This window comes from Priestia megaterium NBRC 15308 = ATCC 14581, assembly GCF_000832985.1.
GTDB classification, from domain to species: domain Bacteria; phylum Bacillota; class Bacilli; order Bacillales; family Bacillaceae_H; genus Priestia; species Priestia megaterium.
In genome coordinates, this window is record NZ_CP009920.1 from 4,205,475 (window position 1) to 4,223,194 (window position 17,720).

General features: G+C 37.4%; 18 protein-coding genes. 15 read left to right on the plus strand and 3 right to left on the minus strand.

Going from position 1 to position 17,720, the window contains the following annotated elements; all coding sequences use genetic code 11:
* Nucleotides 1–420 precede the first annotated feature (420 nt).
* Nucleotides 421–2,130 (plus strand): NAD-dependent malic enzyme, encoded by a 1,710-nt coding sequence (locus BG04_RS21550; protein WP_034652659.1) that lies wholly within the window; start codon nucleotides 421–423, stop codon nucleotides 2,128–2,130.
* A gap of 143 nt (nucleotides 2,131–2,273) precedes the next feature.
* Entirely contained in the window at nucleotides 2,274–3,617 is a 1,344-nt protein-coding gene (locus BG04_RS21555) for a 2-hydroxycarboxylate transporter family protein (RefSeq protein ID WP_034652656.1), read from the plus strand.
* 48 nt (nucleotides 3,618–3,665) lie between these two features.
* Here BG04_RS21555 and BG04_RS21560 read toward each other — a convergent pair whose 3' ends face one another.
* The gene (locus tag BG04_RS21560; protein ID WP_016763877.1) at nucleotides 3,666–4,487 is read right to left on the minus strand and encodes a Cof-type HAD-IIB family hydrolase; all 822 of its coding nucleotides are present in this window, start codon (nucleotides 4,485–4,487) and stop codon (nucleotides 3,666–3,668) included.
* Nucleotides 4,488–4,692: 205 nt separating this feature from the next.
* Entirely contained in the window at nucleotides 4,693–5,718 is a 1,026-nt protein-coding gene (locus BG04_RS21565; RefSeq protein WP_034652654.1) for an LLM class flavin-dependent oxidoreductase, read from the minus strand.
* Between the two features lie 327 nt (nucleotides 5,719–6,045).
* On the opposite strand from BG04_RS21565, the gene BG04_RS21570 reads away from it, so the two are divergent.
* The 12 genes from BG04_RS21570 to BG04_RS21625 all read left to right on the plus strand — a co-directional run bounded on the left by BG04_RS21570 (nucleotide 6,046) and on the right by BG04_RS21625 (nucleotide 14,834).
* Complete coding sequence (locus tag BG04_RS21570) at nucleotides 6,046–6,576, plus strand: hypothetical protein (protein ID WP_034652652.1); 531 nt, start codon at nucleotides 6,046–6,048, stop codon at nucleotides 6,574–6,576.
* 10 nt (nucleotides 6,577–6,586) lie between these two features.
* A complete protein-coding gene (locus BG04_RS21575; protein ID WP_013056766.1) occupies nucleotides 6,587–7,111 on the plus strand; it encodes a GNAT family N-acetyltransferase in 525 nt (174 codons plus the stop codon).
* 26 nt (nucleotides 7,112–7,137) lie between these two features.
* Nucleotides 7,138–7,404, plus strand: coding sequence for a glutaredoxin family protein (locus BG04_RS21580; RefSeq protein WP_034652649.1), 267 nt, complete (start codon nucleotides 7,138–7,140; stop codon nucleotides 7,402–7,404).
* Between the two features lie 69 nt (nucleotides 7,405–7,473).
* Nucleotides 7,474–8,295, plus strand: coding sequence for an amino acid ABC transporter substrate-binding protein (locus BG04_RS21585; protein ID WP_034652647.1), 822 nt, complete (start codon nucleotides 7,474–7,476; stop codon nucleotides 8,293–8,295).
* 74 nt (nucleotides 8,296–8,369) lie between these two features.
* Nucleotides 8,370–9,068, plus strand: coding sequence for an amino acid ABC transporter permease (locus BG04_RS21590; RefSeq protein ID WP_016763882.1), 699 nt, complete (start codon nucleotides 8,370–8,372; stop codon nucleotides 9,066–9,068).
* A gap of 27 nt (nucleotides 9,069–9,095) precedes the next feature.
* Nucleotides 9,096–9,806, plus strand: a complete 711-nt coding sequence (locus tag BG04_RS21595; RefSeq protein ID WP_013056770.1) for an amino acid ABC transporter permease — start codon at nucleotides 9,096–9,098, stop codon at nucleotides 9,804–9,806.
* Nucleotides 9,803–10,576, plus strand: coding sequence for an amino acid ABC transporter ATP-binding protein (locus BG04_RS21600; RefSeq protein WP_016763883.1), 774 nt, complete (start codon nucleotides 9,803–9,805; stop codon nucleotides 10,574–10,576). Before BG04_RS21595 ends, BG04_RS21600 begins: the two co-directional genes overlap by 4 nt.
* A gap of 165 nt (nucleotides 10,577–10,741) precedes the next feature.
* Complete coding sequence (locus BG04_RS21605) at nucleotides 10,742–11,464, plus strand: riboflavin kinase (RefSeq protein ID WP_034652645.1); 723 nt, start codon at nucleotides 10,742–10,744, stop codon at nucleotides 11,462–11,464.
* A 1-nt stretch (nucleotide 11,465) separates the two neighbouring features.
* The gene (locus BG04_RS21610) at nucleotides 11,466–12,788 is read left to right on the plus strand and encodes an LLM class flavin-dependent oxidoreductase (protein WP_034652643.1); all 1,323 of its coding nucleotides are present in this window, start codon (nucleotides 11,466–11,468) and stop codon (nucleotides 12,786–12,788) included.
* Nucleotides 12,789–12,923: 135 nt separating this feature from the next.
* Nucleotides 12,924–13,460, plus strand: coding sequence for a hypothetical protein (locus BG04_RS21615; RefSeq protein WP_034652641.1), 537 nt, complete (start codon nucleotides 12,924–12,926; stop codon nucleotides 13,458–13,460).
* 96 nt (nucleotides 13,461–13,556) lie between these two features.
* Nucleotides 13,557–14,555, plus strand: a complete 999-nt coding sequence (locus BG04_RS21620) for an N-acetylmuramoyl-L-alanine amidase family protein (RefSeq protein ID WP_034652639.1) — start codon at nucleotides 13,557–13,559, stop codon at nucleotides 14,553–14,555.
* An 84-nt stretch (nucleotides 14,556–14,639) separates the two neighbouring features.
* A complete protein-coding gene (locus tag BG04_RS21625) occupies nucleotides 14,640–14,834 on the plus strand; it encodes a DUF8096 family protein (protein ID WP_034652637.1) in 195 nt (64 codons plus the stop codon).
* A gap of 56 nt (nucleotides 14,835–14,890) precedes the next feature.
* Here the strand turns inward: BG04_RS21625 and BG04_RS21630 are convergent, their stop codons facing one another.
* On the minus strand, nucleotides 14,891–15,271 hold the full coding sequence (locus BG04_RS21630) for a plasmid mobilization protein (RefSeq protein ID WP_013056777.1): 381 nt from the start codon (nucleotides 15,269–15,271) through the stop codon (nucleotides 14,891–14,893).
* 472 nt (nucleotides 15,272–15,743) lie between these two features.
* Between BG04_RS21630 and BG04_RS21635 the strand changes: the two genes are divergently transcribed.
* Nucleotides 15,744–17,603 (plus strand): N-acetylmuramoyl-L-alanine amidase, encoded by a 1,860-nt coding sequence (locus BG04_RS21635; protein ID WP_034652634.1) that lies wholly within the window; start codon nucleotides 15,744–15,746, stop codon nucleotides 17,601–17,603.
* The last annotated feature ends 117 nt before the right edge of the window (nucleotides 17,604–17,720 follow it).

Below are 17,720 nucleotides of genomic sequence, written 5' to 3' on the forward strand. Positions count from 1 at the left end.
TTCACTAATCAGCATAGACAAAAAAATAAAAAATATTCTTTATAGGTAAACTAAAATTATTTCAAAATAAATTTTTTATAATTAAACATTTTTTCCATATTAAAGGATTATTTTGACTTTTAAAAAGAGATGAATAGAATAAAGAGGGTTCTTAGTACCTATATAAAAAGAAAATTTATAAAAGATATTAAATTCAGAAATTTCTACCTCTTTTTAGGTAAAAAATTGCTCTACTAAAATAGTTGACAGCAGAAATAGATAGGCATAAAATATACTATTGTCAAATGAATTAGCAAGCTATTCATAAAAAGTTAACGGACATTTGAAGAATATGAGTAATATTCATATAAGGTATTAATTACTTAAATCTAACCAACTTGTATGCTTGTCATACAAGTCTACAGAAAGGAAGATAGTCGTATGCGCAACGTATTTTTTGCAGATAATGAAACAATTGAAACGACTTTACGTGGGAAAGAAATTTTAGGAGCTCCAATGTTAAACAAAGGAGTAGCTTTTACAAAAGAAGAGCGTAAAACGTTAGGATTAGAAGGTTTACTTCCTCCAATGACTTTAACTTTAGATGAGCAGGCAAAACGTGCATATGAGCAATTTTTAGCTCAGGCAGATAATCTTGGTAAGAATGTGTATTTAAACGATTTACAGAACCGTAATGCTGTATTATTCTATCGTTTATTGCAAGATCACTTAAAAGAAATGCTTCCAGTTGTTTATACACCAACAGTTGGACAAGCAATCCAAGAATACAGCCACGAATATCGCCGTCCGGGTGGCGTATACTTGTCAATCGATAATGTAGAAGGCATTGAAGAAGCTCTTAAAAATATCGATGCAAATAGTGAAGACATTGATTTAATGGTTATTACAGATTCAGAAAGTATTTTAGGAATTGGTGACTGGGGCGTTGGCGGTATTAATATTGCTATCGGTAAATTAGCCGTATACACAGCTGCAGCAGGAATCGATCCAAGCAGAGTACTTCCAGTTGTTCTTGATGTAGGAACAAACAACGAAAAATTATTAAATGATCCTTTATATATCGGAAACCGTCATGAACGTATCCGCGGTGAGCGCTATGATCATTTCGTAGATCAATTCATTTCAAAATCTCTTGAAATATTCCCTAATGCACTGTTACACTGGGAAGATTTCGGTAATGTAAATGCTCGTAACATTATTAACAAGTACGGAAAAGAAGTTCTAACGTTTAACGATGATATCCAAGGAACAGGTGCTGTAACGCTTGCCGCTATTTTCTCAGCAGTTCAAGTGTCTAAAATGCCACTTCGTGACCACCGCGTTTTAATCTTTGGACCGGGTACAGCAGGTATCGGTATTGCAGATCAAGTTCGTGACGCAATGGTATTAGACGGTATTACAGAAGAAGAAGCATACAAAAACTTCTGGGCAGTTGATTTCCGAGGCCTTTTAACAGATGACATGGACGACTTATTAGGTTTCCAAACGCCTTATGCACGAAAAGCAGAAGAAGTGAAGGGCTGGAACCGTGAAGAAGACAAAATTTCTCTTTTAGAAGTTGTCAGACAAGTTAAACCAACAATCTTAATTGGTACGTCTGGTGTAGCAGGCGCATTCTCAGAAGAAATCGTAAAAGAAATGGCGAAGCATATAGAACGCCCAGCTATTTTACCAATGTCAAATCCAACTCCGCTTGCGGAAGCTACTCCTGAAAACCTATTAAATTGGACAGAAGGAAAAGCGCTTGTAGCGACTGGAAGTCCGTTTGAACCAGTTAACTATGATGGTGTGGAATATGAAATTGGTCAATCTAATAATGCTTTTGTTTTCCCTGGTCTTGGTCTTGGATCAATCGTGGTAAAAGCAGAAGTTATTACAGACAGCATGTTTGCAGCATGTGCACACGCTGTAGCTCAAATGGTAGACAGCAGCAAGCCGGGTGCTTCATTACTACCACGCGTAGAAGAATTACGTGAAGTATCCTATAACGTTGCTTTAGCGGTTGCTAACGCAGCAATTAAAGATGGCGTTGCAAAAGAAGTTCCAACAGATGTTAAAGCGGCAGTAAAAGCAGCAATGTGGGAACCAACATACAAAGAAATTAAAGCTTTAGAAACAGTAAATGCTTAATTTTTAGATAGAAAAAGCACAGCTTCTGAAAAAAGAAGCTGTGCTTTTTTTAGTTACAAAAAGAATTCTTAAGTTACATAACGTATATAGTTTTTTGGAATTTGTGTATGATTCTCTATATTAGAACCACAGGGGGTTATGAGATGAATACAGCACGTAAATTGGAAACGTTTACTCAAGATTCACAGCCTGAAAATAAGGGTTTTTGGAACCGAATCAACAATATTAAAGTAGGAGTTATTCCTCTGCCGCTATACGTTTTACTTGCATTAATTGTATATGGCGCGGCCGTTTACAACGAGCTTCCTCCAGATATGATTGGCGGATTTGCGATTATTATGGTAATGGGAATGCTGCTTGGTGATTTAGGATTAAAAATTCCGATTTTAAAAGATATTGGCGGACCAGCTATTTTATCACTGCTTGTACCTTCCGTATTAGTTTTTTATAATGTTTTAAATCCCGCATCTATGGAAGCGGTAACAACTTTGATGAAAACATCAAACTTTTTATATCTTTATATTTCTTGTTTAGTAGCCGGAAGTATTCTTGGTATGAACCGTAAAGTTTTAATTCAAGGCTTTACACGTATGTTCGTACCGCTTGTATTAGGTACGTTAGCCGCTGTATCTGCAGGCGTAGCTGTTGGGATGTTATTTGGCTACGGAGCAAAACATACATTTTTCTATATTGTTGTACCAATTATTGGAGGAGGGATTGGTGAAGGTATTTTACCGCTTTCACTTGCTTATTCTCAAATTTTAGGTAGTTCAGCAGAATCTTTTGTGTCGCAAATGATTCCAGCTGCTGTTATCGGAAACATCGTTGCTATCGTATGTGCTGGCTTAATGAAACGTCTAGGAGAGAAAAAGCCAGAATTAACAGGTAATGGAGTTCTTGTGAAGACAAAAGGCGGAGATGGCATCTCAGAAGATACAAATATCAAGAAACCAGTAGATTTTTCGTTAATGGGCGCAGGTCTTTTAATTGCATGTAGTTTCTTTATTTTCGGAGGCTTAGCACATAAGTTTTTAGGAATTCCAGGTCCAGTTTTAATGATCGTAGCGGCAACGCTAGTCAAATGTTTACAAGTAATGCCTGCTAAGATGGAGCAAGGTGCTTACCATATGTACAAATTCATTTCTACGAGCTTAACATGGCCGTTAATGGTGGGGCTAGGGATTTTGTATATTCCTCTTGAAGATGTAGTGAAAATTGTTACACCAGGTTATGTGGTCGTATGTGCAGCAGTTGTTATTGCTATGGTAGCAACGGGTTATTTTGTAGGTAAAATGATGAAAATGCATCCAGTGGATGCTGCAATTGTAACAGGTTGTCACAGTGGTTTAGGAGGTACGGGAGACGTAGCGATTTTATCAGCTTCCAACCGTATGTCACTTATGCCATTTGCTCAAGTAGCAACAAGACTCGGAGGCGCTTCCACTGTTATTTTAGCTACGCTTCTTATGAAACTTTTAGGAGTATAAAATCAAAACAAAAAAGCAGCTCGGTTCGTACGAGCTGCTTTTTTTGTCTTATGAAACGCTAACAGGTCTTAAGATAAATTCTTCCACAACTTTTGCCACACCGTCGTTCATGTTTGTATCTGTTACATGGTTGGCTTTTTCTTTAATATCTTCAGGAGCATTTCCCATTGCTACGCCAAGTCCTGCAAATTCAATCATGGCAAGATCATTATAACTGTCGCCAATGGCAATCACTTCATCGCGTGTAATGCCAAGCTGTTGAATTAATAAGTGGAGACTTGTCCCTTTTGTGACGCCTTCTTCTGTAAATTCAAGGAAGTATGGTTTAGAGCGCATTACACTTAGCTCTCCTTGAAGCTGCTTTTGAAGTTTCTTTTCAACGTGAACCAGCATTTCCGGTTCTGCAAGCATAAGTACTTTTACAACAGGTTCTGTAACGGCATCAGTAAAAGATGTAACAACACGGATCGGCAGACCTGTAATGTCACTTTCAATATCCGTAAATTTATTTTCTACTTCGGTTATAATTTCATCTCCCACGTACGTATGAATTAAAACGCCTTCTTCGCGGCTAATATCGTCGAGACGTGCAACAGTTCTCGGAGACAATGTACTGCTAAATAGCTCTTCATTTGTTAGGCAATTAATGATTTTTGCCCCATTAAACGATAAAATAAAGCTTCCGTACTTTTCTAATTCGAGCTCTTTCGCAATGTGAACCATTCCGTAAGTTGGTCGTCCAGAAGCAAGTACAACTTTCACTCCCGATTCTTGCGCCTTCATTAATGCTTCTTTTGTGCGCGGAGAAATAGTGTGATCATCGCATAATAGTGTATCATCCAAATCTAAAACAATCATTTTGTAAGCCATATTTTTAAATTCCCTTCTTCTACTAGACTCATATCTTCATATGGTACTATAAAAAAACGTTTGATTCAATTTAATGATTTTTTGAAAAAATGAGAGGTATGCGTATACTTTGTTTGAACTCCTCGGAAGTAGATAAAACAATGAAAAAACGAACTAATAATCGATAATTTTGATTGTTAGTTCGTTTTTTATCTCAGCTTCTGGATTAGTAAGCAGCTAGAGTTTGATTAATTTTCTGCGCATCTCCTTCATTGAATGCTTCTTTTAAGAGCGTATAAGATTGCTTTTTTTGTTCGAAATTTTGAATAGCGGTAAGTATGATAAATTCATCAATAGAAAATTCCTGTTTCAAAGCTTGAAGCTTTTGACGAATGGTTTCTTTTGTACCGTATATAACGTTTGCTTCTTTTTCTTCAATTCGATAGCTTTCTTTGGACTGCTGACCAAATTCTTCAGCTTTTTCTTTGGAGCCTAATGTAGCGGACTTCCCATTTTGTAAGTATACTTTAAATATTTTTGTGCTGGATGCTAATGCTTTTGCTTCTTCTACGGTATCCGCTACGATGACGGAAAGGGCAACGACAAGCGAGCGTGCGCGAGATGAAACGTGCTGATTATAGACAGAAATCGCTTCTTTCAGCACTTTTTGATCGCCATTAATAAATTGAGCAAATACATAAGGAAGGTTTAATGAACCCGCAAGCTCTGCGCTTGAAGCACTTGCTCCCAGTAAAAATATATCTGCCGATTTTTTGGGCCTTGGATAGGCTTTTAAACCGTAAAGAGGGTGATCTTCCGGCAGCGTATCGTTTAGGTATTGTTTAAGTTCTATCAGTTTGTCTGTTAAGGACTTAGTGGGCTGAGAGTTTTGTTGCAAGGCTTGAGTAGAATGAGGTAGTCCTCCTGGTGCTCTACCGATTCCAAGATCGATGCGATTTGGAGATAATGAGGCTAAAACATTAAAATTTTCTGCTACTTTATAAGGGCTGTAGTGCTGAAGCATAACACCACCTGAGCCGATACGGATATGATGCGTTTTAGCGAGCAGGTGAGAAATTAACACTTCAGGTGATGATCCTACAACATGTTCAGAGTCGTGATGCTCGGCTACCCAAAAGCGATGGTAACCGAGTTCTTCTGCTAGCTGAGCTAATTGTATAGTATGCTGAAATGCATCTTCAGCACGCTCACCCTCATAACGTGGGCTTTGATCTAAAATACTTAATTTCACTGAAAACACTCCTTAAAGTTGATAAAAAAGGTAAGAATAATTGGGATTTATTTTAGCAAAGGATTTCCCGAATGAAAAGAGTTTTTTAAAAGAAAAATATTTTTTGAAAAATAAGTTGACTTTGCCATTTTGAGGCTATATAGTTGAATCATCAAATAGAAAAGCCGATAAAACAACTTGGATAAATAAGAATTAAGTGAGTATGTTTCAAAGACACTTCACTTCATTCTCCAGTTTTATCAAACAAACAGTTAAAGCTGATTGGTCTACCAAAGGCTCCTGAGTAAACTCCAGGAGCCTTTTTGCTATAAAAAGGAGGGGGAGAAAGTGAGCGATGTATGTATTTTATATAACGGAAGCTCTCATAATTATCAACAAATAGCCTTAGTAAAAGATGAGCTAGAAGCTTGCTTAACCTCAAAAGGAGTGCACGCAGAAACTATTTTGTATCATGATGTACACGCTTTGAAGCAGGAAGCTCAGAAAGAAGTAAAGGTATTCATTTCAAAAGTGAACCAAGCTAAAAGTATTGTCGTTCTGTTATCTGGAGTAAATAAAACATACGTACAGTCTTTTGAACGGCTAACAAAAATATTGCCAGAAGATTTATTGCATGAAAAAATACTTCTGCCAATTCTTGTTGGGGAAAATGTGAATTCTTTACTAAAAGCTAAATATGATTTAAAACTTTTAGCGTCTTTTTTAGGTAGACCTTATTGGCTCAGCAGTCTTTTTCTGCTGCATGAATACGTGTCTTTTGCAGGCATCAACAATATGAATGCTAAAAGTCGTTTAAAGGAAGCGGTGGATGAGCTGATTTATAAAGCAGGTCTATCTCTTCAATCATTTATAAAATGAGGTGGAGAAAATGAGTGAATTATTTCGATTAGCAACCGTAGAAGATGCTGAAGAACTGTTGAATTTAACACTTCGGGCATACGAGCCGATTCGAGAGCTAGGAATTAAGTTTCCAGCCGCAACGGCAACGATTGAACTTGTAAAAGAAAACATTCAAAACAGCCGTTGCTACGTGCTGGAAAGTGATAAAAAAATCGTAGCTACGATTACAGCAAGAACGTATAAAGAAATAACGAACTGGCCTTTCTTATGGTGGTTTGCGGTAGATCCTTTGGTTAAAAAGAAAGGAGTAGGTTCTAAACTCTTAACATGGGTTGAAGAAACAATTATTCGGGATCAATTGGGGGAACCTGCCGTTACATTGGCTACTTCTGATCGACATCCGTGGTTGATTCCTATGTATGAAAGGAAAGGGTATGAACGTTTTTTTGAAGTCGATCAAGGAGAAGAAGGAAAAGGTGTATTCTTAAGAAAAATCTTACATCCTGAAAGATACGAGTTAGAAAAGCACAAGGAGTTGCAAAAAGCTAATTAATAATTTAAAAGAAAAGAGGAAAAACCATGTCAGCAAAGATTTTATTATGGAATCGAAAAGGTTGTCATCATTGCGAGGAACTAAAAGCATATTTTCATGAGAAAGGATATCAATATGAAAGTATCGATGTAGAAGGAAAAGATTATTTGCGGGATTTACTTGAAATTAGATACGGTATTCGCCATGTACCGGTGGTTGAAATTGGAGACGAGGGGCAGTTTAAAGGAGTAATTGAAAAAGATTATGAACAAATAGAAAAATTGATTGAAGACTATTCATCAATCGTTAAATAGCTGGAACATCTATTTTATTAATTCATTAAAACAATAAATTATTTTGAGACATAGTGAGGGACAAAACACATGAAAAAACTACAGCTGACAGCTATCTTTTTATCACTTCTTTTATTACTAGCCGCTTGCGGAACACAAAATAAAGAAACAGCGGCTAACGCAAGTAAAGACAAAGTACAAAAAATTATTGTAGGAACAGGTACGCAATTTCCGAACATTTGCTTTCTGGACGATAAAGGAAATCTAACAGGGTATGACGTAGAACTTGTTAAAGAAATAGACAAACGTCTTCCAAACTATAAGTTCGAATTTAAGACAATGGATTTTTCTAATTTACTTTTGAGCTTAGAATCGAACAAAATTGATTTAGTAGCCCATCAGATGGAAGTGAATGAAGAGAGAAAACAAAAGTTCCTGTTTAATAAAGAACCTTATAATATCTTTCCGCTACATGTAGTTGTAAACGAAAAAAATACGTCTATTAAATCAATTAAAGATTTGAGCGGTAAAAAGGTAATTGTAGGAGCAACGAGTAATTCTGCTAACTTAATCGATAAGTATAACAAAGAACATGGAAATAAAATTAATATCGTCTATTCAGGCCAAGGATCTGATGATACAAAAACGCAGCTGAAAACAGGGCGTGCCGATGCCACGATTAGTACGCCGTTTGCAGTTGACTTTGTCAATAAACAAGCGGACGCAGAGCAAAAAGTTGTAGGGCCTGCTATTTCAAATTCAAAAGTATATTTTATGCTTCGCAAAAATGAAACAGGTTTACAAAAAGATGTGGATAAAGTGCTAAAAGAAATAAAAGAAGACGGAACATTGACAAAATTAAGTAAAAAATGGCTGGGAGAAGACTATACAAAAGCAGCTGGAAATAACTAAAGCACTTACTGTGACCCAAGCCTTGAACTTGGGTCCTTTCGCTACCTGTAGAGGGAAACAAAGGAGAGAAAAAGATGGGAAAAGCATTTGATATAGAGCTGATTTTCACCTCTATTCCTCAATTATTATCTTATTTGCATATTACAATTTGGATTTTGATTGCTTCACTTGTGATTGGCAGTACCTTGGGATTGTTTATTGCCCTGCCTCGTATTTATAAAGTACCGGTGTTAAGTCAAATAGCAGCAGTTTATATTTCTTTTATGAGGGGAACCCCTATTTTAATTCAATTATTTTTAGTTTTTTACGGGATACCTGCTCTTTTACAATTGATTCATATTGACGTTTCAAGAATGGCCCCGCTTGTATTTGTTATTATCACGTATTCACTGAGCACAGCGGCGTCTTTTTCTGAAATGATGCGCGGTGCCATTAATAGTGTAGATAAAGGGCAAACTGAAGCAGCTTATAGTATAGGAATGAGCGGAAAACAAACGTTCACTCGAATTGTGCTGCCGCAAGCTCTCGTTGTAGCCTTTCCTAACTTTGGAAATCTTGTGATTGGGTCCTTAAAAGATACGTCTTTAGCCTTTACCATTGGTGTGATGGATATGATGGGAAGAGGAGATACCATTATCGCTGCAACGGCTCATGCAGTGGAGGTATATATCGCACTTGCCATTATTTATTATTTGGTGGCGATTATATTAGAGAAATTTTTTGTGAAATCAGAACAGAAGCTGCAAAAACATGATCAGCCTGTTCATGTATAAAACGAGCTTACTAAAAGAGGTGTAAACATGATTATTGATGTACCGTTTATATGGACAGCGTTTGTAGAAATTTTAAAGGCATTACCTTTAACGCTCCTTATTACCATCGGTCCGTTACTAGGCGGGTTGCTTATTGGTATTGCTGTTGCGGCTGTGAGAATCAATTCAGTGAAAATAATAACGCCAATTGCCAACGTATACGTATCATTTTTCCGAGGAACGCCTGCTATTCTTCATATTATGGTTATTTACCTAGGGTTCCCGCTATTTATTAATAAACTATCGAGTTACTATGGATGGGGCTTCAATGCAAACAGCATTCCTATTGTCGTATTTGTATTAATCGCTTTGTCTTTTACAGCGGGAGCTTATATGTCAGAGATTATTCGCTCCGGTTTGTTAGCTGTAGAAAAAGGACAAATTGAGGCTGCGTATGCCATTGGGATGAATCGTTTTCAATCAATGAAACGAATTGTTTTTCCACAGGCGTTTGCTTTGTCTTTACCGAATTTATGTAATATTTTCATCGGCTTTTTGCATACGTCTTCTATCGCATTCATCGTATCGCAAAAAGAGCTAAACGGTGCTGCTAATATCGTAGCTTCGAATAATCTCAAGTTTTTAGAAGCCTATATTGCTGCTGCTCTTATTTATTGGATGCTGACGATGTTAATAGAAGGGATAACAGCGCTGCTTGAACGAAAATTAACTGTTTATAATCGAGGAGGGGTTGTATGATTGCACTAACAAATATAAAAAAAACATTTGGTGATAATACAGTATTGGACGGTATTGATTTAATTGTTAAAAAAGGCGACGTTGTGACCATTTTAGGACCGAGTGGTTCTGGAAAGACTACGTTTTTACGCTGCATTAATTTCTTAGAAAAAGCAGATGAAGGAGAAGTTTCGATTAATCAATTTACGGTTCAGTGCCAAAAGCCAAACCGCAAAGACATTTTAACTCTTCGACAAAAAACAACGATGGTTTTTCAGCAATACAATTTGTTCAAACACAAAACCGTTATTGAAAATATTATGGAGGGGCTAGTTATTGTTCAAAAGCTGCCAAAGGAAGAAGCGAAACAACGCAGTTTAGACGTCCTTGAAAAAGTTGGGCTTGCTGAAAAAGCAAATGCTTATCCAAGTCAGTTATCAGGAGGTCAACAGCAGCGAGTGGGCATTGCTAGAGCGCTTGCTTTAAATCCTGAAGTCATTTTATTTGATGAGCCGACGTCTGCTTTGGACCCTGAACTGGTGGGTGAAGTACTGTCTGTTATTCGTAAAATTGCTGAAGAAGGAATTACAATGATCATTGTTACGCACGAAATGAGTTTTGCCCGTGAAGTTTCTAATCACGTGGTATTTATGGACGGAGGAAAGATTGTTGAACAAGGTCATCCTGAAGACATATTTTTAAACCCAAAAGAAGATCGAACAAAGCAATTTTTCAAGCGTATTAACCCAACGCATTCTCCTTACTCTTATATTTATGAAAAAACAATCTAATATTTTAATTAAAAACCAACTTGACTCATAGGAATAATAAGTATATGATGGAATCATCAAATTAAACAAACCGACTAGATCACTAGAGGTTCTTTGCACAATGTGTGACATTGTGCAAAGAACCTTTTATTTTTTACTAGACTTAAGGGAAGAAGGGTGAACGTAGTGAATAGAGGAGCATTAAAAGCTAAAACAAGCAAAAAACTTATTATAAAAGGGCAGGTTGTACCTGGAAGGCAGCAAGGAAGACACTTAGGGTTTCCAACAGCTAATATAGATACTCAGCATGAGGAATTAAAAAATGGCGTGTATGGTGTCCTCGTTCATCTGCGGGGACTTGAACATTTAGGAGTTATGAATGTAGGGGTTAAGCCGACATTTGGATCGAAATTATCTAAAACATTTGAGGTTCATATTCTGGATTTTAACGACGTTATTTATGGAGAGACAGTTCAATGCGACGTGATCTTTCGGGTGCGAGGAGAGAAAAAATTCCCTTCTATTGAGTTTTTAAAGCATCAAATTAAAGCTGATACGCTACAAGCAAAGCAAAGATTTCAACATATGGGCTATGTATCTAGTGAAGCTACAGCTTCCAAGCTAGGGCAAGCGAGATATTTAAATCTGCCTGATCTCCAGTTTTTTAATTGGTGCCACAGTCAATTCAGAGTCAATAAAGGGATTTACAATACAATTGATCAATGGTTTTATGACGAAGGAATTGAAAATATTCATCCTAGAAGAGTTCACGTGATCGCTTTTTTACAATTTGCACAAGAAGGAAATGGAAGAAAGACAGAAAAAGAAAGAGTCCTTCGCTTTGGAGCAGGTGGTTTAACCAATCAATTACGAGAATTTATGAATGGGTATGAAAAAGGAGAATGGTAATATGACACATCAAAGACAATTAAAGCTAGGGGCTATTATTCATGGAGTCGGAGGAAATATGGGGGCGTGGAGACACCCTGAAATTTTGTCAGATGCCAGCGTTAATTTAGGTTTTTACAAGCAGCAGGCTCAAAAAGCGGAAGAAGGAAAATTTGATTTAGTGTTCATTGCCGATGGGTTATATATCAATGAAAAATCGCTTCCGCATTTTTTGAATCGTTTTGAACCTCTTACTATTCTATCAGCACTTGCTTCTGTCACTTCTCATATTGGTTTAGTCGGCACTCTATCGACTTCGTATAGCGAGCCGTTTACGGTGGCTAGACAATTCGCTTCACTTGATCATATTAGCAGCGGCCGAGCGGGATGGAATGTTGTAACATCTCCATTAGAAGGATCTGCGCTTAACTATGGAAAAGAGCACCCGACTCATGACAAACGCTATAGAATAGCTGAAGAGTTTCTAGAAGTAACAAAGGGATTATGGGATTCTTGGGAAGATGATGCATTTATTCGAAATAAAGAAACCGGACAATTTTTTGAGGAGAAAAAGCTGCACCGATTGCATCATAAAGGCGAATTTTTCTCTGTAGAAGGTCCGTTAAACATTGGGCGCTCAGCTCAGGGGCAGCCCGTAGTGTTTCAAGCAGGATCTTCTGAAAGCGGAAAAGATTTAGCAGCAAAAACGGCTGACGCAGTGTTTACGGGACAAGACAATTTAGAAGAAGCAAAAGCTTTTTACCAAGATGTAAAATTGAGAGCTGCAGCGCAAGGACGCAATGAAAACGAACTTTTAATTTTTCCGGGAATTGGTCCTATAATTGGTAGTACAAACGAAGAAGCCGAAAGAAAATATGAAGAACTTTCTCAATTGGTGACAATTGAACATGCGCTAAACTACTTAGGACGCTTTTTCGATCATTTTGATTTTTCACAGTTTCCATTAGATGATGCATTTCCTGACTTAGGAGATATAGGAAGTAATAGTTTCCGCAGTACAACCGAAAAAATTAAAGAAAACGCCAAAAAATATAAGTGGACACTGCGAGAAGCAGCGCTGCGAATTGCTACACCTAAAACACAATTTATTGGGACGCCAGAGCATATCGCTAATTTGATGGAACAGTGGTTCGAAGAAAAAGGAGCTGACGGCTTTATTATTCATTCCAGCGTTCCGCATGGTTTAGATGACTTTGTTGAATATGTTGTACCGATACTGCAAGAAAGAGGCCTGTATCGTACAAAATACGAAGGGAGTACGTTAAGAAGTAACTTGCAGTTGAATATTCCTAAAAATCGCTACACACAGGTAAAAGTTAACTGAAGCGGATTCAAAGAGACTCGAAGGAGTCTCTTTTTTAATATTTTTAATATTGAAAATATGGTAAAATTCTTTTTGTAGGTTATTCGTTTCAGTTCATAAGACCTAAAGGGTTTTGAATACCCGGAAAGGAGTCAAATGGAAAAAAGACATAAAAGTAAGAAGAAGCGTATGATCATTTCGATATCTTTATCCGTTTTTTTAGTCGGGGGAGGAGCGATAGGGTGGATATTGTACCAAAACGGAAAAATTCCTTTTTTATCACAGCAAAGTATAAAGGCAAGTGCCATTAAAGTGGATCAACAAAAAGTTGATAAGCTGGAAAGCAGCGATCAGCAGGCAAAAGACTTTATTGCTGAACATCATGACGTACTAAATGATTTGACGGGGTGGAGTGCCATTGAGCATCCAGACTGGCCTGCCGTACAAGAAGAAGCCACAGCCATTAACAATACGATTGGCACGATTGAAGTAAAAGATTCTGTTTTAAAGAAAGACTTTCAGCATATGGAGAAGCTCGCTGGACAGCTAGAGCAGACGGAAGATCAAGCACTGTTAAAAGAGCTTCATCGTTATTTTCATGACTTAGATGTTGTGATCAATGAAGACGATGGATCAAATACATATTTTGATGTTACCAGCTATGGTAAATCAGTTGTAAAGACTTCTAAATGAGCCATAGCAAAAAGCTTTATACATAAAAGTAGTTTTATATAACAAACGTCTTCGCTTATTCATGCATATGCTACGGATAAGGAGGAGACAGGTTATATGAAAAAAATTTATTTAGATGCAGGTCACGGAGGGGCAGATCTAGGGGCTGTCGCCAGCGGGTTATATGAAAAAGACTTAGTGTTAGCTGTTCAACAGTACATCATCTCTTTTCTTTCTACTCACTATGAAGGATTTTCTCTTTGTACAACCCGTACAACCGATGTGTTTTTGTCATTAAATGAACGGGTTAACAAAGCCAATGCGTGGGGTGCTGATGTATACTTATCTATTCATATAAATTTGGGCGGCGAAACGGGATATGAAGATTTTATTTATAGCAAAAATATAAATAACCAAACCATTGTGTTACGAAACGATATTCACGATCATGTGAAATTTGTTCTCACTAAATACAATCACTCTAACCGAGGCAGGAAATTAGCTAATCATAGTGTGTTAAGGCATTCATATATGCCGTCTGTACTAACTGAAATTGGGTTTATTGATACAGAACACGATGCAAAGCTTTTAAAAAATCCTCAATTTCTAAAAGATATGGGGGTGGCATATGCAAAAGGGATTGCGCAGTTTTTAAACTTGGAGCCTAAATCTACAAATCCTGTGGGAGATTCTGACGAGGAAGGTTTTCCAAAGCCGGCTTTTTTATATAAACCTTTATGGATAAAAACAACCGAGGATACGGAGACGTATAAGGATGCAAATATGTCAGAGAGAACAGGTTATTTAAAAAAGAATACCTTCTTTCAAGTTTATGGTGAAACGCGTGCAGCCTGGGTGATGGATGGACAACATTTTATTGAAAAAAAAGATACAATCATTGAAGGAGAAACCATTACAACTGCGGAATTAACAAAAGAGAATATGGAAACATTAAAAGTGTTTGTGACAAAAGAGAAATTAGAAACAGCCGTAACCTTTTCCAAAGAAGGAGCCGCGGCAGCCATCATTACCCTTCGCGATAAAAAAATACTGAATGTAAAAGCATTTTTAGATAGAGAAAATTGGTGGTACAAAGCTGAACGGATAAAAAAATAGTGAAAAAACCTGCTTGTTTTTTGAAGCTTTCACCCTAGTAATTTTACTTATTTTTGATAGAATATAAAGAGCTGAATCGTAAAGATGCATAAAGGTGTGATGAAAATGGAAGAGCAACAAGAAGCGATTGATTTAACAAAAGTATATGTATATGAGGAGTTTCCGGATAAAGTTGCAGGCAGATGCGATAACTGTGGACATGTGAAATTTAAAAGCTTAGTAAAAGACTTTATTTTTATCCGTACATGCGCAAAGTGCGGCATGAAAAAAAGCATTTAAATCCCTACTTCTTTATAAAAAACGCTCTTTTCTGAAATGAAAAGAGCGTTTTTTCTCTATTTAACGTATAAATGATCGCTAAGCTGCTCTGAAATAGTCTCTACATCTTCTTGTACATGTTTTTGTTTTTTCATCATTTCTAGTAGGATTTCTTCAAGATTCTGTGAATGGTTTTGCTTATCTTTTGGTTTATGTAAGTACTTTGCAATTTGATGCATATTATTGCTTAGCCGGCTTAGTTCAGACTCAATCTTTCGCAGGTTAACCAATAGTTCCACACCTGCTTCTTTGCCGATTAAAGGAGGCTTAACTTTTCCATCCATAATAAATTTTCGAATGAGAGACGTTCGTTTTAAATTATAGTGTTCAATAAGTTCCTCTAATTTTTCTTTTTCTTCTTCATTCAACTTAATTGCTGGAATGCTGTGTCCTCTCATAAGGTATCTCCTTTCAAGAGCAGTTCTTGCTGCGTTCAATCATATGTAAACATTCTCTTGTCTTTAATAATAGCAACCTTTTCCATGGTTAACTATGGTGAAAAGTTACTAAAATGTCGAACGTACAGTCTGTTAAAAAACTGGTAAATTAAGAAATTTGGTTTAGTAATAGTTGAATTATAGAAGGAATGTCATTATCTACAATATTGCTGCTTTATTAAAAAGGCAGCAAAAGGGATGAATGGACCGCTGCTGTACTCAACCATTTTTGAGAGCGCAGCTTTAAAGAAGAGGGGTGATTTTTATGATTTTTTCCTCATACCACATCTTTCCTCCTAGTAACTCTGTCGAATCTTCTAGACTATTGTCTCAAGGGAATAGAAAGAAAGAAGACGAAATGGTTGAGAACGAGGTAAAGTCATATTATGTCTTTATTGACCTCATTTACATACTTTACGGGGGAGGAATACGTTTGAAACTAAAAAAAAGATTAAAACTAAATAAGATAGGGGTAGCCATGCTTACGGCTGGTGTCATATGTACAGCTTATATGCCCCTTCATTCGCTGCAAAAGCCTGTAGTCGCTTTGGCGGCAGAGAATCAGTCAGATTCTTTAGAGCGAGCATTTGCACAAGCATCTAAAGAATTTGGTGTGCCGGCTTCGCTTTTAAAAGCAATTTCCTACAACAAGTCGCGCTGGGAAAGTCATAATGGAAAACCTAGTGCAGCCGGGGGATACGGTCTTATGCATTTAACAGACATCCCTTCTTTAGAAGATGGAAAAGGAAACGGAGCTGTGCCTTCAAAACCAGCATATGATAAACAGCAAACTCTCTCCTTAGCTGCTAAGCTGCTTAACTCAGATAAAGAAAGATTAAAAAAAGATCCTGTGCAAAATATTCGCGGTGGCGCTGCTGTGCTGGCTTTTATCGCAAAAGACAAAAATGGAAACATACCGTCCACTGATCAAAAATGGTACGATGCAGTCGCCGCTTACGGTGCTTCTCAGGATAAAAAAAACGCTCAAGTATTTGCCGATGATGTATATGAAACGTTGGAAAAAGGAGCAGAGCATACAACGTCAGACGGACAGCATCTTAAAATTTCCCCTCAAAATATAGATAAGTCGATTCCTCGTGCTGAAAATTCCAATACGAATAAAGCGGATTGTCCGGCATCTTTAAAATGTGAATACATCCCTGCTTTTTACGGGAAATTCAGCGAAAGTCCTTCAGATTACGGAAACTATGATATTGCAAACCGCCAAAAATCAGATGTTCGCTATATTGTTATTCATGATACAGAAGTAAGTTATGATGGAACGATTGATTTGTTTGCTAACCCTAATAGAGCCGCTGCAAACTATGTAATCCGTTCAAGTGATGGCCATATCGCACAGATGATCCATAACAAAGACGTAGCATGGCATGCAGGAAACTGGTATTTTAATACACACAGTATTGGAATTGAACATGAAGGATTCGCCCTTGAAGGATCTACTTGGTTTACGGAAGAAATGTACCGTTCTTCGGCAAGACTCGTACGCCACCTTGCCAAAGAATATAATATTCCCTTAGACCGAGCTCATATTATTGGTCATGATGAGGTGCCGGGTTTGTCTCCTAAGGCTCAATCAGGTATGCATTCAGATCCCGGGCCGTTTTGGGATTGGGGGCACTACATGGATTTAGTAGGAAGCCCAGTCGAGCGCCAGCATACAAACAAACTAGCCGTTACGATTAATCCAGTCTTTCAAAACAATCAGCCAGAAGTATCAGATGCACCAAAGCAGCCGGCCAACTTTGTGTATTTGCATCAAGCTCCCAGCAATGATTCACCGCTGCTGAATGAGCCTGCAGCTTCAGGGCCTGGAACGAAACAAACGTTAGACTGGGGAAGCAAAGCAGTAACTGGACAAACGTATGCAGTAGCTGAGACAAAAGGAGAATGGACAGCGATTTGGTACGGAGGACAAAAAGCGTGGTTTTATAATCCTCATAATAAAAATACAAGTAAAGGTACAGGCATATTATTAACGCCAAAACCAGGGAAAGAAAGCATTCAAGTGTACGGAGGAGCTTTCCCGGAGGCTTCAGCCTATCCTTCTGATATACCAGTTAAAGCTATGGTGCCACTTCAGTATAAAATTTCTCCAGACCAGGTGTACGTGGGGGTAGAGAAAGTAAGGAGTGACTATTACTATGCCCCAACTTTTACAACAAACCCAAACGATCACAAAATGATTGTTGGAAAAGACGAATATTATCAAATTTATTTTAATCACCGCTATGCGTTTGTGAAAGCGTCGGATGTAGAGGTTAAAAGACAATAGAATAGAGTGTTAAAAGAAAGGAAGAGACAGGGTGTTCAAACGGTATGTCTCTTTCTTTTCTTTTAAAAACCACAAAAATTCAGAAGGTTATTGATGATGTTTTCTTATAATGATTTT